At 70.2% G+C, this 24,553-nt stretch carries 27 protein-coding genes; 7 read left to right on the forward strand and 20 right to left on the reverse strand.

The genetic code is table 11. The annotated features are described in order from the left end of the window. The first annotated feature begins 2 nt into the window (after positions 1 to 2). Positions 3 to 497, forward strand: coding sequence for a glutathione peroxidase (locus KV394_RS14865; RefSeq protein ID WP_136036920.1), 495 nt, complete (start codon positions 3 to 5; stop codon positions 495 to 497). A gap of 154 nt (positions 498 to 651) precedes the next feature. Continuing rightward, positions 652 to 1,848, forward strand: a complete 1,197-nt coding sequence (locus KV394_RS14870) for a metallophosphoesterase family protein (RefSeq protein WP_247981783.1) — start codon at positions 652 to 654, stop codon at positions 1,846 to 1,848. A gap of 68 nt (positions 1,849 to 1,916) precedes the next feature. Here the strand turns inward: KV394_RS14870 and KV394_RS14875 are convergent, their stop codons facing one another. Further along, on the reverse strand, positions 1,917 to 2,591 hold the full coding sequence (locus tag KV394_RS14875) for a DsbA family oxidoreductase (protein ID WP_136036919.1): 675 nt from the start codon (positions 2,589 to 2,591) through the stop codon (positions 1,917 to 1,919). A gap of 56 nt (positions 2,592 to 2,647) precedes the next feature. On the opposite strand from KV394_RS14875, the gene KV394_RS14880 reads away from it, so the two are divergent. After that, positions 2,648 to 3,259, forward strand: coding sequence for a P-loop NTPase family protein (locus tag KV394_RS14880; RefSeq protein ID WP_247981784.1), 612 nt, complete (start codon positions 2,648 to 2,650; stop codon positions 3,257 to 3,259). On the opposite strand, the gene KV394_RS14885 is transcribed toward KV394_RS14880, so the two are convergent. After that, positions 3,199 to 4,002, reverse strand: coding sequence for an isoprenyl transferase (locus tag KV394_RS14885; RefSeq protein WP_136030123.1), 804 nt, complete (start codon positions 4,000 to 4,002; stop codon positions 3,199 to 3,201). The two genes, KV394_RS14880 and KV394_RS14885, sit on opposite strands and share 61 nt — an antisense overlap. Beyond that, a complete protein-coding gene (recO, locus tag KV394_RS14890; protein WP_136030121.1) occupies positions 3,999 to 4,742 on the reverse strand; it encodes a DNA repair protein RecO in 744 nt (247 codons plus the stop codon). The genes KV394_RS14885 and recO overlap by 4 nt, the downstream gene beginning before the upstream one ends. Positions 4,743 to 4,776: 34 nt before the next feature. Here recO and KV394_RS14895 point away from each other — a divergent pair, with 34 nt between their 5' ends. Beyond that, positions 4,777 to 5,469, forward strand: a complete 693-nt coding sequence (locus KV394_RS14895) for a trimeric intracellular cation channel family protein (RefSeq protein ID WP_136030119.1) — start codon at positions 4,777 to 4,779, stop codon at positions 5,467 to 5,469. Here the strand turns inward: KV394_RS14895 and KV394_RS14900 are convergent, their stop codons facing one another. Beyond that, entirely contained in the window at positions 5,470 to 6,201 is a 732-nt protein-coding gene (locus tag KV394_RS14900; RefSeq protein ID WP_136044868.1) for a TetR/AcrR family transcriptional regulator, read from the reverse strand. A 66-nt stretch (positions 6,202 to 6,267) separates the two neighbouring features. Here KV394_RS14900 and KV394_RS14905 point away from each other — a divergent pair, with 66 nt between their 5' ends. Beyond that, complete coding sequence (locus KV394_RS14905; protein WP_136044867.1) at positions 6,268 to 6,645, forward strand: VOC family protein; 378 nt, start codon at positions 6,268 to 6,270, stop codon at positions 6,643 to 6,645. A gap of 64 nt (positions 6,646 to 6,709) precedes the next feature. On the opposite strand, the gene leuA is transcribed toward KV394_RS14905, so the two are convergent. Next, positions 6,710 to 8,464 (reverse strand): 2-isopropylmalate synthase, encoded by a 1,755-nt coding sequence (gene leuA / locus KV394_RS14910; protein ID WP_136036915.1) that lies wholly within the window; start codon positions 8,462 to 8,464, stop codon positions 6,710 to 6,712. A 192-nt stretch (positions 8,465 to 8,656) separates the two neighbouring features. Here leuA and KV394_RS14915 point away from each other — a divergent pair, with 192 nt between their 5' ends. Continuing rightward, the gene (locus KV394_RS14915) at positions 8,657 to 9,304 is read left to right on the forward strand and encodes a hypothetical protein (protein WP_247981785.1); all 648 of its coding nucleotides are present in this window, start codon (positions 8,657 to 8,659) and stop codon (positions 9,302 to 9,304) included. Here the strand turns inward: KV394_RS14915 and KV394_RS14920 are convergent. The 15 genes from KV394_RS14920 to lepA form a co-directional block, all read right to left on the reverse strand. Next, positions 9,301 to 10,242, reverse strand: coding sequence for a quinone oxidoreductase family protein (locus KV394_RS14920; protein ID WP_247981786.1), 942 nt, complete (start codon positions 10,240 to 10,242; stop codon positions 9,301 to 9,303). The genes KV394_RS14915 and KV394_RS14920 overlap by 4 nt on opposite strands. A 149-nt stretch (positions 10,243 to 10,391) precedes the next feature. After that, a complete protein-coding gene (locus KV394_RS14925) occupies positions 10,392 to 10,850 on the reverse strand; it encodes a hypothetical protein (protein WP_136044295.1) in 459 nt (152 codons plus the stop codon). Positions 10,851 to 10,867: 17 nt separating this feature from the next. Continuing rightward, entirely contained in the window at positions 10,868 to 11,848 is a 981-nt protein-coding gene (locus tag KV394_RS14930) for a hypothetical protein (RefSeq protein ID WP_247981787.1), read from the reverse strand. Continuing rightward, positions 11,841 to 12,368: an RNA polymerase sigma factor gene (locus KV394_RS14935; RefSeq protein WP_136045883.1), complete on the reverse strand. Its 528-nt coding sequence runs from the start codon at positions 12,366 to 12,368 to the stop codon at positions 11,841 to 11,843. Before KV394_RS14935 ends, KV394_RS14930 begins: the two co-directional genes overlap by 8 nt. A gap of 54 nt (positions 12,369 to 12,422) precedes the next feature. After that, positions 12,423 to 13,319: a GTPase Era gene (gene era / locus KV394_RS14940; RefSeq protein ID WP_136045884.1), complete on the reverse strand. Its 897-nt coding sequence runs from the start codon at positions 13,317 to 13,319 to the stop codon at positions 12,423 to 12,425. Further along, positions 13,312 to 14,604 (reverse strand): hemolysin family protein, encoded by a 1,293-nt coding sequence (locus KV394_RS14945; protein WP_136030559.1) that lies wholly within the window; start codon positions 14,602 to 14,604, stop codon positions 13,312 to 13,314. Before KV394_RS14945 ends, era begins: the two co-directional genes overlap by 8 nt. Then, positions 14,601 to 15,062 (reverse strand): rRNA maturation RNase YbeY, encoded by a 462-nt coding sequence (ybeY, locus tag KV394_RS14950; RefSeq protein WP_136030557.1) that lies wholly within the window; start codon positions 15,060 to 15,062, stop codon positions 14,601 to 14,603. The genes KV394_RS14945 and ybeY overlap by 4 nt, the downstream gene beginning before the upstream one ends. Beyond that, positions 15,059 to 16,084, reverse strand: coding sequence for a PhoH family protein (locus KV394_RS14955; protein WP_206253364.1), 1,026 nt, complete (start codon positions 16,082 to 16,084; stop codon positions 15,059 to 15,061). Before KV394_RS14955 ends, ybeY begins: the two co-directional genes overlap by 4 nt. 46 nt (positions 16,085 to 16,130) lie before the next feature. Next, a complete protein-coding gene (locus KV394_RS14960) occupies positions 16,131 to 16,478 on the reverse strand; it encodes an HIT domain-containing protein (RefSeq protein ID WP_247981788.1) in 348 nt (115 codons plus the stop codon). Positions 16,479 to 16,515: 37 nt separating this feature from the next. Continuing rightward, positions 16,516 to 17,244, reverse strand: coding sequence for a 16S rRNA (uracil(1498)-N(3))-methyltransferase (locus KV394_RS14965; protein ID WP_247981789.1), 729 nt, complete (start codon positions 17,242 to 17,244; stop codon positions 16,516 to 16,518). A 2-nt stretch (positions 17,245 to 17,246) separates the two neighbouring features. Next, the gene (dnaJ, locus tag KV394_RS14970) at positions 17,247 to 18,362 is read right to left on the reverse strand and encodes a molecular chaperone DnaJ (RefSeq protein WP_136030548.1); all 1,116 of its coding nucleotides are present in this window, start codon (positions 18,360 to 18,362) and stop codon (positions 17,247 to 17,249) included. A 32-nt stretch (positions 18,363 to 18,394) separates the two neighbouring features. Beyond that, positions 18,395 to 19,426, reverse strand: a complete 1,032-nt coding sequence (gene hrcA, locus KV394_RS14975) for a heat-inducible transcriptional repressor HrcA (RefSeq protein ID WP_136036372.1) — start codon at positions 19,424 to 19,426, stop codon at positions 18,395 to 18,397. Positions 19,427 to 19,530: 104 nt separating this feature from the next. Continuing rightward, positions 19,531 to 20,748 (reverse strand): radical SAM family heme chaperone HemW, encoded by a 1,218-nt coding sequence (hemW, locus tag KV394_RS14980; RefSeq protein ID WP_247981790.1) that lies wholly within the window; start codon positions 20,746 to 20,748, stop codon positions 19,531 to 19,533. Beyond that, positions 20,748 to 21,401 (reverse strand): DUF1990 family protein, encoded by a 654-nt coding sequence (locus KV394_RS14985; protein ID WP_136030542.1) that lies wholly within the window; start codon positions 21,399 to 21,401, stop codon positions 20,748 to 20,750. Before KV394_RS14985 ends, hemW begins: the two co-directional genes overlap by 1 nt. 71 nt (positions 21,402 to 21,472) lie before the next feature. After that, complete coding sequence (gene lepA, locus KV394_RS14990; RefSeq protein ID WP_136030540.1) at positions 21,473 to 23,326, reverse strand: translation elongation factor 4; 1,854 nt, start codon at positions 23,324 to 23,326, stop codon at positions 21,473 to 21,475. A gap of 242 nt (positions 23,327 to 23,568) precedes the next feature. Between lepA and KV394_RS14995 the strand changes: the two genes are divergently transcribed. Next, a complete protein-coding gene (locus KV394_RS14995) occupies positions 23,569 to 24,552 on the forward strand; it encodes an ABC transporter permease (protein ID WP_136030537.1) in 984 nt (327 codons plus the stop codon). The last annotated feature ends 1 nt before the right edge of the window (position 24,553 follow it).

Raw genomic sequence — 24,553 nt, forward strand, 5'->3', positions numbered from 1 at the left:
ATATGACCGATTCCGCGCTCCGTTCGATCCCGTTCACCGACGCTCAGGGTCAGGAGAAGACCCTCGACGATCTCGGTGCCGACGTGGTGATGGTGGTGAACGTGGCGTCCAAGTGCGGGCTCACCCCGCAGTACGAGCAGCTGGAGGAGCTGCAGCGCCGTTTCGGCGACCGCGGCTTCACGGTCGTCGGCTTCCCGTGCAACCAGTTCTTCGGTCAGGAGCCGGGCTCGGTCGACGAGATCCTCGAGTTCTGCTCCACCACGTACGGCGTGACCTTCCCGGTCAACGACAAGGTCAAGGTCAACGGCAGGAACGCGTCCGAGCTGTACAAGGCGCTCAAGGAGACCCCTGACGCGGGCGGCAAGGCCGGACGGGTGGAGTGGAACTTCGAGAAGTTCCTGGTGCTGCCCGACGGAGAGGTGCTGCGCTTCCGCCCGAAGCAGAAGCCGGACTCCCCCGAGATCGTCGAGGCGATCGAGGCCGCACTCCCCCGCTGACCCGGGGCCGCGCTCGTTCACCCCCGCGTCACCCGGAACGGGCGGCTCGCGGCCCTCGAACGGCCGCGGTGTTCACGCGCTCGTCAGACCCTCGCCATCCGGCGCCCCTAGTCTCCCCTGCGGCCACACCCGCCGCAGATGAAGGAGACACCGCATGCCCGACCGACTGCCGATCAGCCGGCGAACCGTCCTCACCGCCGGAGCGCTCGGCGCCCTCGGCTCCGCCCTGCCCCTCGGCACCGCCGCCGCAGCCGCCGACACGACCGTGGCCGCCTCGACAGCGAAAGCCGCGCGTGGACTGCGGTTCCGCGCCGACGGGACCTTCACGGTCGTGCAGTTCAACGACACGCAGGACGACGAGCAGACCGACCGCCGCACCGTCGAGCTGATCGAGAAGGTGCTCGACCAGGAGCAGCCCGACCTCGTGGTGATCAACGGCGACGTGATCACGGGCGGATGCGAGACCCGTCTCGCCGTGAAGCAGGCGATCAACAACGTCGTGTGGCCGATGGAGTCCCGCGGCATCCCGTGGGCGGTGACCTACGGCAACCACGACGAGGACTCGCTCCCGCAGTCGGGCGTAGACGAGGCGGGGATGCTGAAGATCTACCGCTCGTACGAGTACAACGTGAACGCGGAGAGCACGCGCGGCGTGACCGGCACCAGCAACACGCTGCTGACCATCGGCTCGTCGGCGAAGAAGAACCGGGAGGCGTTCGCGCTCTGGCTGCTGGACTCCGGCCGCTACGCCCCGGACGCCCTCGCCGGACAGGACTTCGCCGGCTACCCGACCTGGGACTGGGTGCGCATGGACCAGGTCGCCTGGTATCGCGAGCAGTCGCAGCGGCTCGAGCAGCGCGCCGGCCGCAAGGTCCCCGCCCTCATGTTCCTCCACATCGCGCTCTGGGAGCACCGGTTCATGTGGTGGGGCGGCGTGGACACCCGCACGGAGGCCGACGCCGCCCGCGGCCGCGCGCGCCACGGCATCGTCGGAGAGCGCAACGAGGACGAGTGCCCCGGGCCCTTCAACTCGGGCATGTTCAACGCGATCGTCGAGCGCGGCGACGTGAAGGGCGTGTTCGTCGGCCACGACCACGTCAACGACTACATGGGCGACTACTACGGCGTGCTGCTCGGCTACGCGCCGGGAACCGGCTTCGGCGCGTACGGCCTCGACGGAGCGGAGCGCAACCGCCTCCGCGGCGGGCGTGTGTTCGAGCTGACCGAGAGCGGCGATCAGGTGCGCATCGCCTCGCGGGTCGTCTATGCGAAGGACCTCGGCATCGATCTCACCGCCGACGACCAGCCTATGGAACCCCTGCCGCTGGCACCTCGCCAGCAGCGCGTCTGACGCGAACGAGAGAACGGCGGGGGCCCGCGATCGGGTCCCGCCGTTCTGATGCTCTCGGCCGGCGGCGGTCAGGCCTCGACGGCCTCGCCGCGCTGCGCCCACAGGTCGCGGAGCACGTTCTCGAACGCTGCCGGCGGCTGCGCACCGCTGATGCCGTACTGGCCGTCGACCACGAAGAACGGCACGCCCTGGATGCCGTACGCCCGGGCCTGCGCCTGATCCTGACGCACGTCGGGCAGATACTGCTCGCTCTCGAGCGCGGCGCGGGCCTTGTCGGCGTCGAGGCCGACCTCGGCCGCCAGCGCCACCAGATCGTCGATGCGACCCACGTGCTTGCCCTCGGTGAAGTACGCGGACATCAGCCGCTCCTCCATCTCGTGCTGAAGCCCCTCAGCCTTCGCGAAGTGCAGCAGCTCGTGCGCCTTCACGGTGTTGGTGTGCTGCAGCAGGTCGAAGCGGTACTCGAGCCCCGCGTCCGCGGCCACGCCGGTGACGTGCGACAGCATCTGCTCGACCTGCTCACGCGGCATGCCCTTGTGCCCGGCGAGGAAGTCGACCTCGTCGCCGTGGAAGTCGACCGGTGTGTCGGGCGAGAGCTCGAACGAGTGGAACGTGACGGTGACCCGGGGGGCGTCCTCGTCGGCGGAGACCGCCTCCAGACCCTTCTCGAGATTGCGCTTGCCGATGTAGCACCACGGGCAGGCGATGTCGGACCAGATGTCGATGGAGATGGGTTCAGTCACACCTTCATCCAACCGCATGCACTCCCGGGGTATTCCGTGCTCGGTAGGATGCTCGGATGCTCTCCGCCGACGACCCGCTCCCTCATCGGCCGGAGCGCGTGCTCGTCGCGGGCGTCACGGGCTCGGGCAAGACCACCCTCGCGCGTCGCCTCGGCGAGCTGTGGGGGCTCCGCCACGTCGAGATCGACGCGCTGTTCCACGGGCCGGGCTGGACTCCGCGCCCGGAGTTCCTCGACGACGTGCGCGCCTTCGCGGCGGAGGACCGCTGGGTGACCGAGTGGCAGTACACGAGCAAGGGCACCGACGCGTTCCTGACGCCGCGCGCCCAGCTCGCGGTCTGGCTCGACTACCCGTACCCGGTGGTGCGGGGCCGGCTGCTGCGGCGGACGCTGGCCCGCGGCATTCTGCGGAAGGAACTCTGGAACGGAAACCGCGAGAAGGGGCCGTGGAACCTGCTCAACCGCGACCCCGAGCAGAACATCCTCGCGTGGCAGACGAAGACGCTGCACACCTGGAGCGAGCGGATGCCGGGCTACGTCGAGCGCTTCCCGCACCTCACCGTCGTGCGGCTGACGCACCCGCGCGAGACGGAGCGCTGGCTGCGTGCTCAGGCCGAGGCGTCGGGGGTGTCGATCGCTCCGCCGAAGCGCCGGTCGCGCGACAGGTAGACGCCGATCGCGCGCCACAGCTCCTCGCGCGAGAAGTCGGGCCACAGCGTGTCGAGGAACACCATCTCGGCGTAGGCCGACTCCCACAGCAGGAAGTTCGACGTGCGCTGCTCGCCCGAGCTGCGCAGGAACAGGTCGACATCGGGCATGTCGGGCACGTAGAGGTGACGCCGGACGGTCTTCTCGGTGATCGCGTTCGGCTTGAGGCGCCCCGCCGCGACATCGGCGGCGATCGCCCGCATCGCGTCGACCAGCTCCACGCGGCCGCCGTAGTTCACGCACATCGTGAGCGTGAGCACGTCGTTGCCGCGGGTGAGCTGCTCGGCGTACTGCAGCTCCTTGATGACGCTGCCCCACAGGCGCGGCTTGCGCCCGGCCCACCGCACCCGCACGCCCCACTCGTTGAGCTGGTCGCGGCGGCGGTGCAGCACGTCGCGGTTGTAGCCCATCAGGAAGCGCACCTCCTCGGGCGACCGGGCCCAGTTCTCGGTGGAGAAGGCGTAGACCGAGAGGTGTTTCACCCCGGCCTGGATCGCGCCGGCGACCACGTCGAGCAGCACCTCCTCCCCCGCCTTGTGCCCCTCGATGCGGCTGAGGCCACGGCGGTTCGCCCAGCGGCCGTTGCCGTCCATCACGATCGCGACGTGCTCGGGCACCGCGGGGAACGGCGGCGGATACACCCCGGTCCAGTCGAGCGGCCGGTAGGCGACGGCGTCCTTGTGCGTGTAGGGCTTCGGGCTCACCGTGCTCCTTCTCCCGGGGTGGTGGTGACGTGCGCGAGAGAGCGGATGCCGCGCTCCAGGTGCCACTGGGCATAGGCCGCCACCAGGCCGGAGGCGGCAGCGGTGTCGGCGTGCGGGGCGGCGTCGATGAGCTCCCAGTCGCCGCGGATGAGCGCGCGCAGCAGTGCCAGGGTCTTCTCGGCGATGCGCGGACTGCCCGCGGGGGCGTCGGCGTGGCACACGAGCCCGCCCAGCTGTGCGACGAACACGGTGTGCGGACCCGGGGCACCGCAGCGGGCGCAGTCGTCGAGCGACGGCGCCCACCCCGACAGCGACATCACGCGCAGGAGGTAGGAGTCGAGGATGCTGCGTGGCACGTGCTCTCCGCGCGAGAGCGCACGCAGTCCGCCGACCAGCAGCAGGTACTGCTCCGGGGTGGCCTCCGCGTCGCTCAGCCGGTCGGCGGTCTCGACCATCGCGTTGGCCGCGGTGAAGCGGTCGTAGTGCGCCGCGATGTCGGTGCCGTACGCGCCGAGCGACTCCGCCTGCTGCACGATGTCGAGCGAGCGCCCCTCGTACAGCTGGACATCGGCGACCATGAACGGTTCGAGCCGCGAGCCGAACTTCGACGACGTGCGCCGCACGCCCTTCGCGACCGCCCGCACCTTGCCGTGCCGGCGCGACAGCATCGTGACGATGCGATCCGCCTCGCCCAGCTTGTGGGTGCGCAGGATCACCGCTTCGTCTCGGTAGGTGGGCACCTTCCGATTATCCTCCGTGCGGGACAATGGACGGGTGACCGAACCGCTCTTCACCATTCCGCTGTGGGCGGACCTCCTCGGCGTCGGGCTCGGCGGGGTGCAGGGTGCCATGTTCGCCGCCGGATTCCAGGGGCAGCGGCGGCTCGACTGGCTCGGCGTCGCGATCATCGGGATCATGATCGGCATGGGCGGCGGTCTCATCCGCGACATCTTGCTCGGGCAGACGCCCGCGACCCTGCAGAACCAGTGGTACCTGGTGACCGCTGCCGGTGCCGCGCTCCTCGGCATGCTGCTCGCGGGACTGTTCACCCGCCTCAACACCGCGATCGTGGTGCTCGACGCCGTGGTGATCGGCATGTTCGGGGCCTTCGGCACGAGCAAGGCCCTCGCGTTCGGCATCCCCGAGGTGCCCGCCGTGTTCATCGGCGTCTGCGCCGCGGTCGGCGGGAGCGTGCTGCGCGACATGCTGATGGGCCTGCCGACGGCGATCATGCACGTCGGCTCGCTGTACGCGGTCGCGGCTGCGGCAGGATGCACGTTCATCGTGATCGCGAACGCGGTCGGCATGCCGATCACGCTGGCCGCGATCGTCGGCATCGTCGTGACGGCGGTCATCCGGATCCTGGCGGTCACGTTCGACGTGTCCCTGCCGGAGCAGCGTCGCCTCTACCGCCGCAAGGTCGCCGCGGAGACCGGGGCCATCGCGATCGTCAAGCCGAAGGACTGATCAGGGCGCCGCGTCTCGGGTCTCGATCAGACCGGCGAGCCCGTCGATGACGCGCGCGAGCCCGAACTCCCAGGCCGCGTCCGCATCGGACGGGCCGCCCATGGCCTCGCCAGCGGCCCGGCCCACGGCCTGCGCCAGGGGGTAGTCGTCGCCGAGATAGCCCGCGAGCCGCGGAGCGGCGTCCGCCCAGATCGGCGCGAAGTCCTCCGCTTCCGCGGCGTCACGCAGGCGTGCGGCCGCGGACCGCGTGAACTCCCGCACGAACGTGAGGGCCGCGTCGCGCTCCACGTCGTCGAGGCCGAGCCCGTCGAAGGCGCGGAGCTCGCGGTCGTACGTCGCGATGGTGCCGGGGCCGAGAGCGGTGCGGGGGTCGTGCACGTCGAGCAGCCAGGGGTGCGCGCGGTAGAGGGCGAGGTTGTGCGCGGCGACGAGGCGGACGCGGGCTCGCCACCCGTCAGCATCGCCCGACGGTGCGCGCTGTCCGTGGACCGCGTCGGCCATCAGCACGAGCAGATCCGCCCGGCTGTTGACGTGCGTGTAGATCGACATCGGGGTGAGGCCCAATGCCTGGGCCAGAGCGCGGATGGTGACCGCGGCGAGGCCGTCGGCATCGGCCAGGTCGATCGCGCGCGTCACGACGTCGTCGGTGGAGTGGCGGGCTCGCGGTCCACGGCGCGACGAGGTCTCAGCGGCACTGTCACGCCACAGCAGATCGACCAGATTCTTCGCCATTGGGAATAGCCTAGCCGTCGGCGCACTTAATCCTGTACGTTGTACGTTGTTTAGAACAGGAGACCCATGAACATCACCCAGACCGCCCTCTCGCTCAACGTGCCAGACATCGCCGCCTCCGCAGCCTTCGCCACCACCCACTTCGGATTCACGGAGGCCATGTCCGCTGAGGGCTTCGTGTCGCTCGAGCACCCGGGTTCCCCGCCGAACCTGATCTTCCTGCAGACCGGGCTCCCCACGTTCCGCCCGGAGGAGATCGCCGGATCGGCAGGCCAGGGCACGCTGCTGGTGTTCGTCGTGGACGACCTCGACGCCGCCTTCGCCCGCATCGCCGCCGCCGGCGCCCGCGTCGTCACACCGCCGGAGACCGAGCCGTGGGGCGAGCGCTACTGCCAGTTCGCCGACCCCAACGGCCTCATCTGGCAGCTGGTGCAGTGGGTCTGACCACCCGCCGGAGCACGCGGAAGCGGCCGGGCCCTCGGGACCCGGCCGCTTCCGTGGTGCGACCTCAGACCGCCGCGAGCTCCTGCTGGCGCGTGCGGATCGACCGGTTCACACCCGACACGATCGCCTTGAGCGACGCGGTCGAGATGTCGCCGTCGATGCCGACACCCCACAGACGCTGGTCCCCCACCTGCAGCTCGACGTAGGCCGCAGCCTGCGCGTCGCCGCCCGCACTGAGAGCGTGCTCGACGTAGTCGTACACCGTGATGTCGAAGCCCTGTCCGCGCAGCACCTCGACGAAGGCGGCCACCGGACCGTTGCCGTTGCCGGAGACCGCGACCTCCTGGTCGTCGTCGCGCAGCACCACGTCGAGCACCACGTCACCCGACATGTCGCTGCGGGTCTGCGTGGCCAGCAGCTCGAAGCGGCCCCACTTCGCCTCGGTGTCGGTCGCCGGCAGGTACTCGTCGGTGAAGATCGACCAGATCTGCTCGCTCGTCACCTCGCCGCCCTCGGCATCGGTCTTGGCCTGCACGACGCCGGAGAACTCGATCTGGAGCTTGCGGGGCAGATCGATCGCGTGGTCGGACTTCAGCAGGTAGGCGACACCGCCCTTGCCCGACTGGGAGTTCACGCGGATGACGGCCTCGTACGAGCGGCCCAGGTCCTTCGGGTCGACCGGCAGGTAGGGCACGGCCCACTCGATCTCGTCGACCGTGACGCCCTGCGCCTCGGCCTTCGCCGCCATCGCCTCGAAGCCCTTCTTGATCGCGTCCTGGTGCGAGCCGCTGAACGCCGTGAACACGAGGTCGCCGGCCCACGGGCTGCGCTCCGGCACGGGCAGCTGGTTGCAGTACTCGACCGTGCGCTTGACCTGGTCGATGTCGCTGAAGTCGATCTGCGGGTCGATGCCCTGCGTGAACATGTTGATGCCAAGTGCCACCAGGTCGACGTTGCCCGTGCGCTCGCCGTTGCCGAACAGGCAGCCCTCGATGCGGTCGGCGCCGGCCATGTAGCCCAGCTCGGCGGCGGCGATCGCGGTGCCCCGGTCGTTGTGCGGGTGCAGCGACAGGATCACGTTCTCGCGGTGGGCCAGGTGGCGGCTCATCCACTCGATCGAGTCGGCGTAGATGTTCGGCGTGGCCATCTCGACCGTGGCGGGCAGGTTGATGATCACCTTGCGGTCGGGCGTCGGCTCGAAGATCTCGATGACCTGGTTGCACACGTCGACCGCGAACTCGAGCTCCGTGCCCGTGTAGCTCTCCGGCGAGTACTCGTAGTAGACCTGCGTGTCGGGGATCGTCTTCTCGAACTTCCGGCACAGGCGGGCGCCCTCGAGGGCGATGTCGATGATGCCCTGCTTGTCGGTGCGGAAGACCACCTCGCGCTGCAGCACGCTCGTGGAGTTGTAGAGGTGGACGATGGCCTGCTTTGCGCCGGCGATGGCCTCGTAGGTGCGGGCGATCAGGTGCTCGCGCGCCTGAGTCAGCACCTGGATCGTGACGTCGTCGGGGATCAGGTTCTCTTCGATGAGCTGGCGCACGAAGTCGAAGTCGGTCTGGCTGGCCGAGGGGAAGCCGACCTCGATCTCCTTGTACCCCATGCTCACGAGCAGCTCGAACATGACGCGCTTGCGCTCGGGGGACATCGGATCGATGAGGGCCTGGTTGCCGTCGCGGAGGTCGACCGCGCACCAGCGCGGGGCTTCGGTGATGCGGGCGTCGGGCCACGTGCGGTCGGGCAGGTGGACGGTGATCTGCTCGTGGAAGGGCCGGTACTTGTGGATCGGCATCGCGGACGGGCGCTGAGTGTTCTGCATGATGGGCTACTTCTCTTCGTCGGAATGGACGGGCCAACACAAGCGCCGCGACGAGGAAGGCCCTAGTGTCAGGACTCGTCGCGGCAGCTAAGAAGAAGCAGACCGCCGAAAGGCATGGCGCCATCCTAGCAGGGTCGGTGCGGCCGTTTCGACCGCGCTGAGACGATGAGCCGACGCGGGACACTGATGGACATGAGCCCTTCCTCGCGTCGCCTGCTCCTCGTCGCCGCCACCGTGACCGCAGCGGTCACCCTGAGCGGGTGCGCGGTCGGACCCCGTGCGACCCTCCCGCCGACCAGCACCACCGTGCCCTCCGACCAGCGGCTGGAAGACGCGCACCCCACGCCCCCGGAAGGCCGCGTGCTCGGAACGGGCACCGTGATCGACGGAACGGACGGCCCCACGCTCTGCCTCGGCGCGGTCATGGATTCGTCCCCTCCGCAGTGCGCCGGCGTGCCGCTCGACGACTGGACGTGGGACGGCGTCGACGGCAGTGTGAGCGCGCGTGACACGCGGTGGGGGTCGTACGCGGTGTACGGCACCTTCGACGGCGAGCGTCTGACCGTCACGGATCCGCCGATCCTCCTCGCCCTGTTCGACCCGGTGGCGCCGGAGGATCCGACGGGCGGGAAGACGGGCATCACCCCGGAGGGCGAGCTGACCAGGGTGCAGGAGGACATCGCGGCGCGGCTCGGACCCGGGGCGGTCTTCGTCGGCACCGACCGTGGGTACGTGTGGCTGCAGGTTTCGTGGGACGACGGGACGCTGCAGCGCGCGGCCGACGACGAGTACGGAGACGGCGTGGTGATCGTCGAGTCGCTGCTGCGCGAGGCCGATTAGTCCTCGGGGATCAGCGCGAGCTTGCCGCCGGGGTGACCGGTGGAGAGCAGCCGGTGCGCGGCCGGTGCCTCGGCGAGCGGGAACGTGCGGGCGACCGGGACCACGAGGTCGCGGTTCTGCGCGAGCGCGAGGAGTTCGCTGCGCACCTCATCGCGGAAGCGGGCGCTGTCGGGCATCGACCCCGCGATCGCCAGAAGCCCGTCGGCGGAGGCCCGCGCGAAGTTCGCGATCGTGACGATGCGGCGGCGATCGGCCACCAGGGCGAGGGACACGTCGATCGCCTCGTCGGTGCCCACGGCGTCGAGCGCCGCAGCGATCGGGCCGTCCGTCAGTGCGGTCACCCGGTCGGCGAGACCCGGGCCGTACGCGACCGGAATCCCCCCGAAGCGTCGTACCTCATCGAAGCGGTCCGGCGCGGCGGTGCCGATCACTCGTACCTCGCGCAGCCGCGCCTGCTGCAGCACGCTGACCCCCACCGCTCCCGACGCCCCGTGCAGCAGGACCGTCTCGCCCGGCGCCGCACCGGTGACCGCGAGCATCTCGGCCGCCGTCGTGCCGACGAGCAGGAGGTTCGCGGCCTCGGGATGCGTGAGCGTCGTCGGCTTCGCGAACACCTTCGCGGCGGGCACGGTCACCTCGGTCGCATAACCGCCCTGCACGCGGAAGGCCACGACCTCATCGCCGACCTCGGCCGCACCGGAACCGATGCGGGTCGCGGGGCCGATGGCCGTGAGTTCGCCCGACACCTCGTACCCGATCGGCACCGGGAACTCGACCCCCGGACGAGCTGCCGCGACATGCTTCGCATCGGCCGGATTCACCCCGGCCGCGCGGACGCGGATCGTGACCTCGCCCTCGCGCGGCGCCGCGGGGTCGTACTCCTCGAACTCCCACGACTGCGGAGACCCCGCCGCCGTCGCCACCCAGTGCTTCGCCATGACCCCGCCCTTCGTCGATGCCTCCATCATGCTCCCGCGCGGGACCGTGCGGCGCGTCAGTCGGCCGGTGAAGCCGCGTCCGAAGTGTCCGGTGGACCGTTCGCCACGTCGCGGAACCTCCGGATGACGAGGAAGTTCACCACGCGCGCTCAGAGGTAGCAGCGGATGTTGTTCGCCGAGCCGTAGACGTTGGCGGAGCCGTTCGCGTACGCCGTCGCGAGGACGGTGCTGCCGTTGCGGGCCTGGGCGTAGCCGGAGGTGCGCGCGTTGGCGATCGACCGGGTCACGAAGGTCGAGGGGATCGCGATGCTGCCGCAACTCCCCCAGCTGAGGATGCTGCCGGAGAGGTTGTACGCGGTGTACGCGCAGATGCGACCTGTGGAGCAGCTGCCCACGGACCGGGCGCTCAGCCCGGACGAGCCGGAAGCCGCCACGAACTCCATGTCGAGCTCGGGCCAGACGATGTGACCCGGCGCAACCAGCTCGCCGCCCGGAACCTCCTCGAGCAGCTGCGCCGCCTGCGGATCGACCGCATCCGGGTTCGCCGCCGCTGATGCCGCGGTAGGCACCCCGGTCAGCACCAGCACCAGGCCCACCAGGGTTGCCATCGTCGCGCGCGTACGCCTCATTCGATCATCTCCTCGTCGAGATCCCACATGCGGTAGTCCGTGATCGAGCCAGGGGCCACGATCCCGTCGTCCACGAGCACCGTGCGCTCCACGCCCACGATGCGCCCGCTGTCGAGCGACACCAGCACGTCGTCGCTGACGGCACCGTCCGCGGCGATCACCCGGATGCCGGCGACCGGACGACCGAGCCGGTCCGTCGTCGCGCCCAGCGCCTGCGCACCGCCCGAGTCCTCGATGAGCGCGAGCAGCTCGGCGTGCTGCGCGTTCGTCAGCGTCCACTGCCCGAAGACGGAGGTGACCGCCGTCACCACGTCGAACGCACTCGGCTCCCTCGGAAGCCCGAACGCCTCCAGCAGCGCCCGCACGTCGGCGGGCGTCTCTCCCGGCACCGCGACGACGGGCGTCACGAACTCGCCGGGTGCGTACGTGACGCGCGACGCCACCTCACCCGTGCTCACGACCTCGGCCTCCTGGTTGGCGACAGCGTCGCCCGGGTCGTAGGCGACACCGTTGATCGCGATCGCCTCTCCCGACAGGTCGTCGCTCCACTGGAACGTCGACAGCTGCGGCACGATCTCGGCCCGCCCGGCGTCGACGTCGACGGAGAACGACCACGATGCGGCGCGCACGGAGCGCTCAGGCGTCTCCGGCTCGTGGAACACGCCGAGGTCGGTGTCGGCCGTCGCCACGGTCTCGGCGAGTGAGGCGGATCCGTCGAACGCGAGCGGGGTGGGTGTGCCCGCAACGGCCGCGCCCTGCGGCAGCAGCACCCCGAACGCGAGAGCAGCCGACGCCGCGACGGCGGTGAGTCCTGCCGCCCACCCGACTCGGCGCGCCCGGCGACGCTGCGGCTCCCGCGAACTGCGCAGGATGCGGTCGCGCGTCGCGATCGCCCGCGCGTCCGGTTCCGCGTCGCGCGGAGTCCGCGCCGGATCCGCAGCGGTGAGCGCTCGCTCGAGCAGGGCGTTGTCAGGCATCACGCGTATCCGTCCCCTCCAGGCCCAGCGCCGCGCGAAGCCGATCCTCCGCCAGACGCAACGTCTTCCGTACCCGTGACTCCGATGCGCGCACCAGCTCCGCGATCTCCCCCACCGTGAGTCCATCCCAATACGTGAGCATGATGATACGCCGTTGGGCCGGGCTGAGGGTACCCACCGCGTGCAGCACCTCACTGCGGCCGACGAGCCCCAGCGGCGCCGGGTCGCCGGACAGCCCGTTGTGCAGCGCATCGAGTGCCCTGAGCCGGGTCGCCCCCCGTCGACCACGGGTGCGCAGACGACGGTCGGCCTCGCGCAGCAGCCACACCCGACCGGGCGGACGACTCGGTCGCAGACGCGACCACGCGGCCAGGAACACCTCCGACACGATCTCGGTGACCTCGTCGTCGTCACCGACCACGCCCTCGATGTGGTGGCGCACCGCCGCCCAGTGCTCGTCGAACACTCGTGTGAAGACCTCGTGCCGCAGCGTGTTCGGGTCCTCGCTGCGGCCGCTCATGACCGCGGGGTCGGCGGTCTGCCCGCCGCCTTCGACGTCGTGCCCCGTCTCATCTCAGAACCCGAGTCGGCCGAGCTGCTTGGGGTCGCGCTGCCACTCCTTCGCGACCTTGACGTGCAGTCCGAGGAACACCCGCGTGCCCAGCAGGTCCTCAATGCCCGTCCTTGCGCGAGCGCCCACGTCGCGCAACCGCGAGCCCTTGTGGCCGATGATGATCGCCTTCTGGCTGTCGCGCTCCACCACGATCGACGCGTGCACGTCCGTCAGGTCGCTGTCCTCGCGGGGGGCGATGTCGTCCACGACCACGGCGATCGAGTGCGGGAGCTCATCGCGCACGCCGTCGAGCGCCGCCTCGCGGATGATCTCGGCGATGCGGTCCTCGTTCGACTCGTCCGTCGTGATCCCGGCCGGATACAGCGCGGGTCCCTCCGGCATGAGCTGCAGGATCTCGTCGGCGAGCACATCGAGCTGATCGCGCGTCAGTGCCGAGAGCGGGATGACGGCCGCCCAGTCCTCACGCAGCGAGTCGACCTCCATGAGGCGCTCCGTGATCTCGTCGCGCCCCGCCGCATCGGTCTTCGTGACGATCGCGATCTTCTGCGCACGCGGGTAGCCGTCGAGCGAGGCGGCGATGCGACGATCGCCCGGCCCGACCTTCTCGGTCGCCGGCACGCAGAACCCGATCACGTCGACGTCGCCCAGGACCTGCTCGACCAGGTCGTTCAAACGCTCGCCCAGGAGGGTGCGCGGCTTGTGGATGCCGGGGGTGTCCACGATCACGAGCTGCCCGTCCGGGCGGTTCAGGATGCCGCGGATCGCGCGCCGCGTCGTCTGCGGCTTCTCGCTCGTGATCGCGATCTTGTCGCCCACCAGCGCGTTCGTCAGGGTGGACTTGCCGACGTTCGGCCGACCGACGAAGGTCACGAATCCGCTCCGGGTGTCCTCAGTCATCGCGTCGCTCTCCTTCTTCCTGCACCTCGTCCGCCACCGCGGCCCTCTCGACGAAGACCGTCGCGATCCCGCGGCCGCGCCCCCGAGAGGCCCCGCCGGTGAGGACCAGACCGTCCACGACCGCCGTCGCCCCGGGCTGCGGCACCTGTCCGAGCGCCTTGCCGAGCAGACCGCCGATCGAGTCGACGTCCTCATCCTCGAGCTCGAGGCCGAACAGGTCGCCGACGTCTTCCAGCGACAGCCGGGAGCTGACGCGGTAGCGTCCGGCACCGAGATCCACGAACTCCGCGGATACCTGATCGTACTCGTCGGAGATCTCGCCGACGAGCTCCTCGATCAGGTCCTCCAGCGTCACGAGGCCGGAGATCCCGCCGTGCTCGTCGATCACCAGGCAGACGTGCACCGCGTCGCGCTTCATCTGCTGCAGCAGGGTCTCGGCGCGCATCGACTCCGGCACGAACGTCGCGGGGCGGGCGATCGGGCGGATCGACGCCGCGCGCCAGGCCAGGTCGTCGCGGTAGGCGAACTGCACCAGATCCTTCAGATACAGCACCCCGACCACGTCGTCGGCCTCGTCGTCCACGACCGGCATGCGCGACACCCCGCGCTGCAGGAACAGCGACATGGCCTCGTCGGTGGTGGCCTCCGCGTCCACGGTGACCATCTCGGTGCGCGGCACCATCACCGCCCGCACGAACTGGTCGGTGAAGTCGAACACCGAGTGGATGAGATCGCGGTCGTCCTCCTCGATGAGGTCGTTCGACGCGGCCTCGTCGACCATGCTCAGCAGCTGATCCTCGCTCGAGAACGAGCTGCGACCCGTGCCGGGCGTGACCCGGTTGCCGAGCACGACCAGCCCCTGGGCGAGCGGGCCGAGGATGATGCGCAGACCGCGCACGATGCCCGCGCTCCCGCGGATCATGGCCTCGGCGTGCTGGTGGCCGAACGTGCGCGGACTGGCGCCGACGAGCACGAACGTGATGCCCGTCATCAGGATGGCCGCGGCGAGCATCGCCCACCAGATGCTCTCGAACATGATCGTGAACGCCACCGTGACGAGCACGGCCGCGGTGACCTCCGCGAGCACCCGGATGAACGCGACCGCGTTGACGTGCGCGTCGAGGTCGGCGGCGATCCGCTCGAGCGCCTTCGCCCGTCGCCCCTCGGTCGCCAGATCCGCGAGGCCGGCCCGGGACGTGACGCCGTAGGCGGCGTCGATCGCAGCCATGAGGCCGCCGAAGGCCACCAGCAGCACGGCGGCGATCAGCAGCAGGATCTCCGTCATCGGCGGCGGCGCTCGGACACGGCGAAGCCCTGGATCAGCTGCTTCTGGAGTCCGAACATCTCCCGCTCCTCCTCCGGCTCCGCGTGATCGAAGCCGAGCAGGTGCAGCAGACCGTGCGTGGTGAGCAGGATCAGCTCGTCCATCAGGGTGTGGCCGGCCGCCTGCGCCTGGGTCTCCGCCACCTGCGGGCACAGCACGATATCGCCCAGCAGGCCGGGAGGCGTCGGGCGGTCCTCGGTGCCGGGGCGCAGCTCGTCCATCGGGAAGCTGAGCACGTCGGTCGGGCCCGGCTCGTCCATCCACTGCACGTGCAGCGCCTCCATGGCGCCCTCGTCGACCAGCACGATCGCCACCTCGGCGTCCGGGCTGACGTGCAGCTGCTCCAGGTTGAAGTCGGTGAGCCGCTGCAGCACCGTCTCGTCGACGTCGATCGCCGACTCGTTGTTGATCTCGATCATGAGAGCCCCCGTTTCGGCATCCGGTCGCGTGGTCCTGGTCGCTGCGCCCCGCGGCGCTCGGCCCTGTTGGCGAACTCCGCGGCCTGCTCGCGCTCGAACCGCTGCGCCGTGCGCTTCTCGTCGTACTCGCTGTACGCGTCGACGATGCGCCCCACGAGCGAGTGCCGCACCACGTCGTCGCTGGTCAGCCGGGTGAAGTGGATGTCGTCGATCCCGTCGAGCACCCGCGTCACGAGCCGCAGTCCCGAAGACCCCTGCGGCAGGTCGACCTGGGTGATGTCGCCCGTGACGACCATCTTGGTGCCGAAGCCCAGCCGCGTCAGGAACATCTTCATCTGCTCCGGGGTGGTGTTCTGCGCCTCGTCGAGCACCACGAACGAGTCGTTGAGCGTGCGACCGCGCATGTACGCGAGCGGCGCCACCTCGATCGTCCCCGTGGCCATCAGGCGCGGCACGATCTCCGGGTCCATCATCTCGTTCAGCGCGTCGTACAGCGGGCGCAGGTACGGGTCGATCTTGTCGGTGAGCGTGCCGGGCAGGAACCCCAGCCGCTCCCCCGCCTCCACCGCCGGACGGGTGAGGATGATGCGCGTGACCTCCTTGCGCTGCAGCGCCTGCACGGCCTTCGCCATCGCCAGGTAGGTCTTTCCGGTACCGGCCGGGCCGATACCGAACACGATCGTGTTCTCCTCGATCGCGTCGACGTACTCCTTCTGTCCGAGCGTCTTCGGGCGGATCACCTTGCCACGGGTCGACAGGATCGCCTCGCCGAGCACCTCGCTCGGGCGCGGACCGCCCTCGGTGCGGAGCATGCGTGCCGAGCTGGACACGTCGCTGGGCGCCAGGTCGTGACCGGCCTTCGTCATCGCCAGCAGCTCGTCGACGAGGTTCTTCGCCTTCGCGACGGCGTCGCGCTCGCCCGTCAGGGTGATCTCGTTGCCGCGGACGAGCACCTGCACATCGCGGTGCTCGCGTTCCAGCATCCGCAGCAGGCGGTCCTGCGGACCGAGCAGCTGCACCATCGCGACACCGTCCACGTAGATGCGTTCGGTGACGGTTTCCTGATCGTCAGAAGCCAACGAGCTTGTTCTCCTCGAGATTGCCGAGCACATGGGCGTGCACGTGGAAGACGGACTGGGCGGCGCTCGCGCCGTTGTTGAAGATGAGGCGGTACTCGCCGTTGGCGTGCTCGTCGGCGATGCGCTTCGCTGCCGCGACCATCTCGGCCAGCAGACCCGGGTCACCCGCCGCGAGCTCCGTCACGTCGCGGTACTCCTCGGTCTTCGGGATCACGAGCGCGTGCAGCGGAGCCTGCGGGTTGATGTCGCGGATCACGAACACCCGACCCGCATCGAGCAGGATCTCGCCGGGGATGTCCCCGTTCAGGATGCGCGTGAAGATCGAGTGTTCGCTCATGCGTTCAGCTTACCGGGGCCCCTGCACGCGGCGGCGGTCACCAGCGGCCGAGAGCGACCGACAGCACCGCGATCGCCGCCGGTCCGGCCGTGGACGTGCGCAGCACCGTGTCGCCGAGGAGCACGCGCTCCGCGCCCGCCGCCGTGAGCCGCTCCAGCTCCTCGGCGGAGATGCCGCCCTCGGGCCCCACCACCAGCACGAGGTCGCGGCCGTCGGGCTCCAGGTCGGACAGCCGCCCTGGCGCGGTCGGGTCGAGCAGCAGCACCCGCTGCTGCGCCGCGCGCGCCGCCAGCTGCGCGGTCGACTCGACCGGCGCGACCTCCGGCACCCATGCGCGATGGGCCTGCTTGGCCGCCTCGCGCACGATCGTCGCCCAGCGCTCGCGACCCTTCGCCGCCTTGGGCCCCTCCCAGCGCGAGATGCTGCGACCCGCCTGCCACGGCACGATCTCGTCCACGCCGAGCTCGCACGCCGCCTGCACCGCGAGCTCGTCACGGTCGCCCTTCGCGAGCGCCTGCACCAGCACGACCCTCGGCGACGGCGCCGGCGACTCCGCGCGCTCCTGCACCCGCACCTCGACGCGCGACGGCGAGACCTCCTCCGCGACACCGGTCAGCCACACGCCGCGGCCGTCCCCCACCGTCACGGCCTCGCCGACGCGCAGCCGACGCACCACGGCCGCGTGCTTCGCCTCGGCGCCGGTCAGCGTGACCACGTCGCCGACGGCCGCGCCTCCCGCCGTCTCGACAAGGAAGTGGAGCGCCACGATCAGTGTCCGCGGAACCGGTCGCGCAGCTTCGAGAACAGCCCCTGCTGGAACTGGGCGAGCTGCGGGGCCGGAGCCTTCGCCTTCTTCGCGAAGTCCTCGATGAGCTTGCGCTGCGACGCGTCGAGCTTCGTGGGTGTCACGACCTGCACGCCCACCCGCAGGTCGCCGCGCTGGGTGCCGCGCAGCGGCGTGATGCCGCGGCCCTTGATCGTCAGCACGTCGCCGGACTGCACACCGGGGCGGATCTCCAGGTCGACCTCGCCGTCCAGGCCCTCGATCGACGTGTCGGTGCCGAGGATCGCATCGGTCATCGACACCTCGAGCGTCGCGAGGAGGTCGTCGCCCTCCCTGCTGAACGCGGGGTGCGGGGTGACCGTGACCTCCACGTACAGGTCGCCGTTGGGGCCACCGGCGCGACCGACCTCACCGGAGCCGGGCAGCTGCAGCCGCAGTCCGGTCTCCACGCCGGCGGGGATGTCGAGCGACACGGTGCGCCGCGAGCGCACGCGCCCCTGTCCGCCGCACGTGCCGCACGGATACGGGATGGTGGTGCCGTAGCCCTCGCACGTGCCGCACGGCTGCGAGGTGACGACGTTGCCGAGCAGGCTGCGCACCTGACGCTGCACGTGGCCGGTGCCGCCGCAGATGTCGCACGTGACGGGCGACGTGCCCTCCTGGCAGCACGAGCCCTGACACGTCTCGCACAGCACCGCGGTGTCGACCTCGATGTCGCGGTGCGCGCCGAACACGACGTCGCCCAGCTCGAGCGTCACGCGCACCAGGGCGTCCTGACCGCGCTCGCGCCGCGACCGGGGTCGGGCTCCGCGGCCACCGCCCTGCGCCGCGCCGAAGAACGTCTCGAAGATGTCGCCGAACCCGCCGAAGCCGCCGAAGTTGCCCGCGGCGCCGTCACCGCCGCCCATGTCGTAACGGCGTCGCGACTCCTCGTCGCTGAGCACGTCGTACGCGTGGGTGACGAGCTTGAACCGCTCGGCCGCGTCCTCGCCCGGATTCACGTCCGGGTGGAGCTGCCGCGCCAGTCGGCGGTACGCCTTCTTGATCTCATCCGTGGAAGCGTCCCGGGACACCCCGAGAACCTCATAGTGGTCCGCCACAATCGCCCTTCTGCGTGTTCCGTGGGGCCGCGTCAGCGGCCGGCCTCGTCGTCGTCGAGCATCCGCGACAGGTAGCGGGCCACCGCCCGCGCCGCCGCCAGGTTGCTCGGATAGTCCATGCGCGTCGGCCCCATCACGCCGACGCGCGCCGTTCCGGTCGGTGCCGCGTAGTCGCTCGCGACGATCGACGCCTCGCCGAGACCGAACGGCGCGTTCTCGGTGCCGATGCTGGCCGCCAGGCCGTGCTCGTCGGCCACCATCTCGCTCATCAGCCGCAGCAGCGTCACCTGCTCCTCGATCGCCTCGAGGAGGGGGTGGATGCTGCCGCGGAAGTCGTGCTCGCGGCGGGCGAGGGTCGCCGCGCCCGCCATCACCAGTCGCTCCTGACGGAACCCGCCCAGCTCGTCGACGAGGACGCCGGCGAGAGTGCGCAGCACGCGGTCGCGCGGCGTCTCCTCCGCGGCCAGCAGGGTCTGCAGCCGCTCGGACGCCTCCGCAATCGCCTGTCCCGTGATGAGCGCGGAGAGCCGGGCGCGGAGCACACCGAGATCGGCCTCGTCGATGGCATCCGGCAGCACGGTCATCCGCTGCGAGACGCCGCCGGCATCGGTCACCAGCACGGTCAGCAGACGGTTGGGGGCCAGCGCGACGAGCTCCACGTGCGTGACCCGCGCGCGGGCGAACGACGGATACTGCGCCAGCGCGACCTGACCCGTGAGCTGCGTCAGTACCCGCACCGTGCGCGCCATGAGGTCGTCGAGGTCGGCGGGGTCGGCGAGGAACGACTCGATCGCCGAGCGCTGCGCCGAGGAGAGGGGACGGAGCTGGGCGAGGTGGTTGACGAAGACGCGGTAGCCCTTGTCGGTGGGCACGCGACCGGACGACGTGTGGGGGGCGGTGATGAGCTCCTCGTCTTCGAGCTGCGCCATGTCGTTGCGGATCGTCGCCGCGGACACGCCGAACGAGTGACGGTCGACGATCGATCGGCTGCCCACCGGCTCGTGCGTCTCGACGTAGTCCTGCACGATCGCGCGGAGAACCTGGAGTCCTCGCTCTGTGACCATGGCCCACCCCTTCCCGCTGACGACCGGACGCTGGCACTCTGACACCCTGAGTGCCAATCCTACCGCGTACGACCGGGAGTTCTCCGAACCCGCGCGCCGATCACTCAGTCGGTGAGCTCGCGCACCACCGCGTCGGCGAGGAGGCGTCCGCGCAGGGTGAGCTGCACGCGCCCGCGGATCGCCGCCGCCGCGTCGATCAGGCCGTCCGCGATGAGCCCGGCCACGCGGGGGCGGTTCGCCGCGGGGAGGTCGTCCACCGCGATGCCCTCGCGGATGCGGCTGAGCAGCAGGATGCGCTCGAGCGTCTGGGCCTCCACGTCGGGGCGCTCCCGTCCCGCCGCCGGAGACGCGGACGCCGCGAGCCGCTGCGCGTAGGCGGCCGGATGCTTCACGTTCCACCAGCGCAGTCCCGCCACGTGGCTGTGCGCGCCGGGACCGAAGCCCCACCAGTCGCTCCCCCGCCAGTACGCCAGGTTGTGCCGCGACCGCTGCTCCGGCGTGCGCGCCCAGTTGCTGACCTCGTACCACTCGAAGCCCGCCGCGGCCAGCCGCTCGTCGGCCAGCTCGTACATGTCCGCCTGCAGGTCGTCGTCGGGGGTAGGCACCTCGCCGCGACGGATCTGCCGCGCGAGCTTCGTGCCGTCCTCGATGATCAACGCGTACGCGGAGATGTGGTCCGACTCGAGCTGGAGGGCCGCATCGAGCGACGCCTCCCAGTCGGCGAGCGACTCCCCCGGCGCGCCGTAGATGAGATCGACGCTGACGTCCAGTCCCGCACCCTTGGCCGCGGCCACCGCCGTCCGCACGTTCTCCGGCTGATGCGTGCGATCGAGAGCGGCGAGCACGTGCGGCACCGCCGACTGCATGCCGATCGACAACCGCGTGACGCCGGCCTCCGCGAGGGTGCGCGCCACCTCGGGCGTCACCGTGTCGGGGTTCGCCTCCACCGTCACCTCGGCACCCGGCGCCAGCCCGAACGCCGCGGTCGCCGCGCCGAGCATGCGCGCGAGGTCGCCCGGGGGCAGCAGCGTCGGCGTGCCGCCCCCGAAGAACACCGTGTCCATCGGTCGCAGCGCCCCCGCGGCCTCCAGCACGCCGCGAGCGAGGGCGATCTCGGCGATCAGGGTCGACGCATAGTCCTCCTGCTTCGCGCCGCGCAGCTCGCTCGACGTGTAGGTGTTGAAGTCGCAGTAGCCGCAGCGCACGCGGCAGAACGGCACGTGCAGGTACGCCGAGAACGGGGTGTCAGCAGAGATCGGCAGGTCGTCGGGCAGGCGGCCGTCGGCGGGAGCCGGATCGCCGAGGGGAAGCGGTCCCGCCATCAGACGGGGGTCGCGTACAGCGGGGAGATCGCGCGCAGGTACCGCGCGAACAGCTCGCGGCGGCGCCGCTTCATGAGTGCCGGGATCAGGCGGTAGACGAGCGCGTTGGGCGCGTCGAACGCGCGCACCGTGAACCACACCTCGTCGTTGTCCTCGCGCCAGTCGACGTCGAACGACTCCTCGCCGCTGACGACCGAGCCCCCGATCGTCCCGAGCACGAAGCCGATGCGCCGTGTCTCCTCGGTGACCGAGATCACGCGCAGCTCGGAGTCGGCGCGCATGCCGCCCACCCGACCGCGCAGGTGCAGCGTCATCCCGGCGCCGACGAACGGCATGCCCTCCGCGTCGTAGCGCGGCTCGACATCGCGCTTGCTCGGCGCGATCGGGTTGCCCTCGGCGTCGAAGCTGACCCCGGCGTACGCGGGGCCCGGGGCAGGACGCACGTCTTCCACCGAGAGTCCCGCTGCGCGCTGCGCCGTCCACGACAGCAGGGCCTCGCCCGCCGTCTGGAACCGCTCCTCGCCGCTGCCGATCCGCCAGGACTCCTCCGCCGGGATGCTGCGCTCCGGCGGGTACTGCATCAGGTCGGGGGCGTGGGTCGCACCCACGGCCGCATAGTCCACCGTGTCGTCTCGGAAAGTCCCGCGCCGCATGAGATCCAGCCTACTTCGGGTTCCCTGGGCGAACACCCCCCGCACCACGGGAGCGCCCAGGATCGCCCGGGTTACTTCTTGTCCTTGCCCTCGACGTCGCCGGAGAGCGCCGCGATGAACGCCTCCTGGGGGACCTCGACGCGGCCGACCATCTTCATGCGCTTCTTGCCCTCCTTCTGCTTCTCGAGGAGCTTGCGCTTGCGGGTGATGTCACCGCCGTAGCACTTGGCGAGCACGTCCTTGCGGATCGCGCGGATGGTCTCGCGGGCGATGATGCGCGCACCGATCGCCGCCTGGATCGGCACCTCGAACTGCTGACGAGGGATGAGCTTGCGCAGGCGCTCGGCCATCATCGTGCCGTACGCGTAGGCCTTGTCGCGGTGGACGATCGAGCTGAAGGCGTCGACCTTCTCGCCCTGGAGGAGGATGTCGACCTTCACCAGGTCGGCTTCCTGCTGACCGGAGGGCTCGTAGTCGAGCGAGGCGTACCCCTGCGTCTTGGACTTGAGCTGGTCGAAGAAGTCGAACACGATCTCGCCGAGCGGCATGTTGTAGCGCAGCTCGACGCGCTCCTCCGAGAAGTACTCCATGCCCAGCAGCGTGCCGCGCCGCGACTGGCACAGCTCCATCACGGTGCCGACGTAGTCCTTGGGCAGCAGGATCGCCGCCTTCACCATCGGCTCCGACACCGAGCCGATGCGCCCATCGGGGTACTCGCTCGGGTTCGTGACCGTGACCGTCTCGCCGGTGTCGCTGGTGACGACCTCGTAGATCACGCTCGGCGCCGTGGTGATGAGGTCGAGGCCGAACTCGCGCGCGAGCCGCTCCGTCACGATCTCCAGGTGCAGCAGGCCGAGGAAGCCGCAGCGGAAGCCGAAGCCGAGCGCGACCGAGGTCTCCGGCTCGTACTGCAGCGACGCGTCGGAGAGCTTGAGCTTGTCGAGGGCCTCGCGCAGTTCCGCGTAGTCGCTGCCGTCGATCGGGTAGATGCCCGAGAACACCATCGGCTTCGGGTCGGTGTAACCGGGGAGCGCCTCAGCGGCGGGCTTGCGCGCGTTCGTGATGGTGTCGCCGACCTTCGACTGGCGCACGTCCTTCACGCCGGTGATGAGGTAGCCCACCTCGCCGACGCCGAGGCCCTTCGTGGGCGTCGGCTCGGGGCTGGACACCCCGACCTCGAGAGCCTCGTGGTTGGCGCCGGTCGACATCATCTGGATGCGCTCGCGCGGGGAGAGGCTGCCGTCGACCATGCGCACGTAGGTGACGACGCCGCGGTACGCGTCGTACACGGAGTCGAAGATCATGGCGCGGGCGGGAGCCTCGGCGTCTCCGACCGGCGCGGGGATCTCCCGCACGAGGCGGTCGAGCAGATCCTCGACGCCGACGCCGGTCTTGCCCGAGACGCGCAGCACGTCTTCCGGCTTGCCCCCGATGAGGGAGGCGAGCTCCTTCGCGTACTTCTCCGGGTCGGCCGCCGGGAGGTCGATCTTGTTGAGGACCGGGATGATGTGCAGGTCGTTCTCGAGCGCCAGGTAGAGGTTGGCGAGCGTCTGCGCCTCGATCCCCTGTGCGGCGTCGACCAGGAGGATCGCCCCCTCGCACGCGGCGAGGGAGCGCGACACCTCGTAGGTGAAGTCCACGTGGCCGGGGGTGTCGATCATGTTCAGCGCGAACGTCTCGCCGTCGATCTCCCAGGGCATGCGCACGGCCTGGCTCTTGATGGTGATGCCGCGCTCGCGCTCGATGTCCATGCGGTCGAGGTACTGCGCCCGCATGTCCCGGTCCGACACCACTCCGGTGATCTGGAGCATGCGGTCGGCGAGCGTCGACTTGCCGTGATCGATGTGGGCGATGATGCAGAAATTGCGGATCTGCGCAGCCGGCGTCGCGGCAGGCTGAAGCGGGGTGAGAGCGCGTGGGGACATGTCCCGTCGATTCTATGGTGAGGCGCAGGGGAATCCCCATTCGGGGACATCGGTGATAGTCTCCCGAAGTTGCCCGGGATCAATCCGTGACACCGGATCCCGTAAGCGATACGACTCCGTCACAGACTCCGTGAGGGCTGTCGCGTCGCGCAGAACGGCGGATGGCGCCCGATTCATCCGCCCGGCTCAGCGTTGCGTCGGCGGATCCCGAGCGCGTCTGGAGAAGAGAAAGACAATCCCCCTTGATCAAGTACCTCGCACGCCGCGCCCTCGGCTGGCTGCTCATGATCGTGGTCGCGACGAACCTCACCTACTTCCTCGCGTGGGGGTTCCTCGATCCGCGCAGCAACTACGTGGGCCGTCGTCCTCCGCTCAGTGAAGAGCAGATCAACAACCTCCTCGTGCCCCGCAACCTCAGCGACACCGTGCCGCTCATCGAGCGCTGGTGGAACTGGTTCACCAGCATCCTCCTCCGGTGGGACTGGGGGGTGAGCCCGACCGGCGGCTCCGTCAACGAGCAGGTCGCGTACCGCATGTGGGTCAGCGCGGAGCTCGTGCTCGGCGCGACGATCATCACCACGATCCTCGGCATCGCGCTCGGCGTGTACACGGCCTCCCGCCAGTACAAGCTCGCCGACCGCATCGGCCAGGCCACCAGCATCATCACGCTGAACATCCCGATCGTGGTCGCGGCCTTCGCGATCGTGCTGCTCGCGATCGGCCTCAACAACGCCACCGGCACGCGCATCTTCTATGTGACAGGGAACGCCAGTCAGGGGGTCGAGGGCTTCTTCCCCACCCTGATAGATGTGCTGCAGCATCTGACGCTGCCGACCATAGCCCTGGTGCTCACGGGCTACGCGAGCATCCACTTCCTGCAGCGCTCGCTGCTGCTGGACAACATCAACGCCGACTACGTGCGCACCGCTCGCGCCAAGGGCCTCACCAAGCAGCAGGCCATCCGCAAGCACGCGCTGCGCACCTCGCTGATCCCCGTCGCCACGCAGGTCGCCTTCACGATCCCCGCCATCTTCACCGGTGCGGTCCTGACCGAGACGATCTTCGCGTGGAACGGCATGGGCAAGTACTTCATCGAGACCATCTCGAAGAACGACATCCACGGAACCGTCGCGATCGCGGCCTTCGGCGCGGTCCTCACGGCGATCGGCGCGATCCTCGCCGACATCGCCGTCGTGGTCCTCGACCCGCGTGTGAGAGTGAGCTGAC

The sequence above is a fragment of the Microbacterium sufflavum genome (genome assembly GCF_023101165.1).
Lineage (GTDB): Bacteria > Actinomycetota > Actinomycetes > Actinomycetales > Microbacteriaceae > Microbacterium > Microbacterium sufflavum.

Coding starts and splice junctions, on each gene's coding strand:
- KV394_RS14865 (WP_136036920.1), top strand. CDS start 3: ATGACCGATTCCGCGCTCCGTTCGATCCCGTTCACCGACGCTCAGGGT.
- KV394_RS14870 (WP_247981783.1), top strand. CDS start 652: ATGCCCGACCGACTGCCGATCAGCCGGCGAACCGTCCTCACCGCCGGA.
- KV394_RS14880 (WP_247981784.1), top strand. CDS start 2,648: ATGCTCTCCGCCGACGACCCGCTCCCTCATCGGCCGGAGCGCGTGCTC.
- KV394_RS14900 (WP_136044868.1), bottom strand. CDS start 6,201: ATGGCGAAGAATCTGGTCGATCTGCTGTGGCGTGACAGTGCCGCTGAG.
- KV394_RS14905 (WP_136044867.1), top strand. CDS start 6,268: ATGAACATCACCCAGACCGCCCTCTCGCTCAACGTGCCAGACATCGCC.
- leuA (WP_136036915.1), bottom strand. CDS start 8,464: ATGCAGAACACTCAGCGCCCGTCCGCGATGCCGATCCACAAGTACCGG.
- KV394_RS14915 (WP_247981785.1), top strand. CDS start 8,657: ATGAGCCCTTCCTCGCGTCGCCTGCTCCTCGTCGCCGCCACCGTGACC.
- KV394_RS14920 (WP_247981786.1), bottom strand. CDS start 10,242: ATGGCGAAGCACTGGGTGGCGACGGCGGCGGGGTCTCCGCAGTCGTGG.
- KV394_RS14925 (WP_136044295.1), bottom strand. CDS start 10,850: ATGGCAACCCTGGTGGGCCTGGTGCTGGTGCTGACCGGGGTGCCTACC.
- KV394_RS14930 (WP_247981787.1), bottom strand. CDS start 11,848: ATGCCTGACAACGCCCTGCTCGAGCGAGCGCTCACCGCTGCGGATCCG.
- KV394_RS14935 (WP_136045883.1), bottom strand. CDS start 12,368: ATGAGCGGCCGCAGCGAGGACCCGAACACGCTGCGGCACGAGGTCTTC.
- era (WP_136045884.1), bottom strand. CDS start 13,319: ATGACTGAGGACACCCGGAGCGGATTCGTGACCTTCGTCGGTCGGCCG.
- KV394_RS14945 (WP_136030559.1), bottom strand. CDS start 14,604: ATGACGGAGATCCTGCTGCTGATCGCCGCCGTGCTGCTGGTGGCCTTC.
- ybeY (WP_136030557.1), bottom strand. CDS start 15,062: ATGATCGAGATCAACAACGAGTCGGCGATCGACGTCGACGAGACGGTG.
- KV394_RS14955 (WP_206253364.1), bottom strand. CDS start 16,084: ATGGTGCAGCTGCTCGGTCCGCAGGACCGCCTGCTGCGGATGCTGGAA.
- KV394_RS14960 (WP_247981788.1), bottom strand. CDS start 16,478: ATGAGCGAACACTCGATCTTCACGCGCATCCTGAACGGGGACATCCCC.
- hrcA (WP_136036372.1), bottom strand. CDS start 19,426: ATGGTCACAGAGCGAGGACTCCAGGTTCTCCGCGCGATCGTGCAGGAC.
- hemW (WP_247981790.1), bottom strand. CDS start 20,748: ATGGCGGGACCGCTTCCCCTCGGCGATCCGGCTCCCGCCGACGGCCGC.
- KV394_RS14985 (WP_136030542.1), bottom strand. CDS start 21,401: ATGCGGCGCGGGACTTTCCGAGACGACACGGTGGACTATGCGGCCGTG.
- lepA (WP_136030540.1), bottom strand. CDS start 23,326: ATGTCCCCACGCGCTCTCACCCCGCTTCAGCCTGCCGCGACGCCGGCT.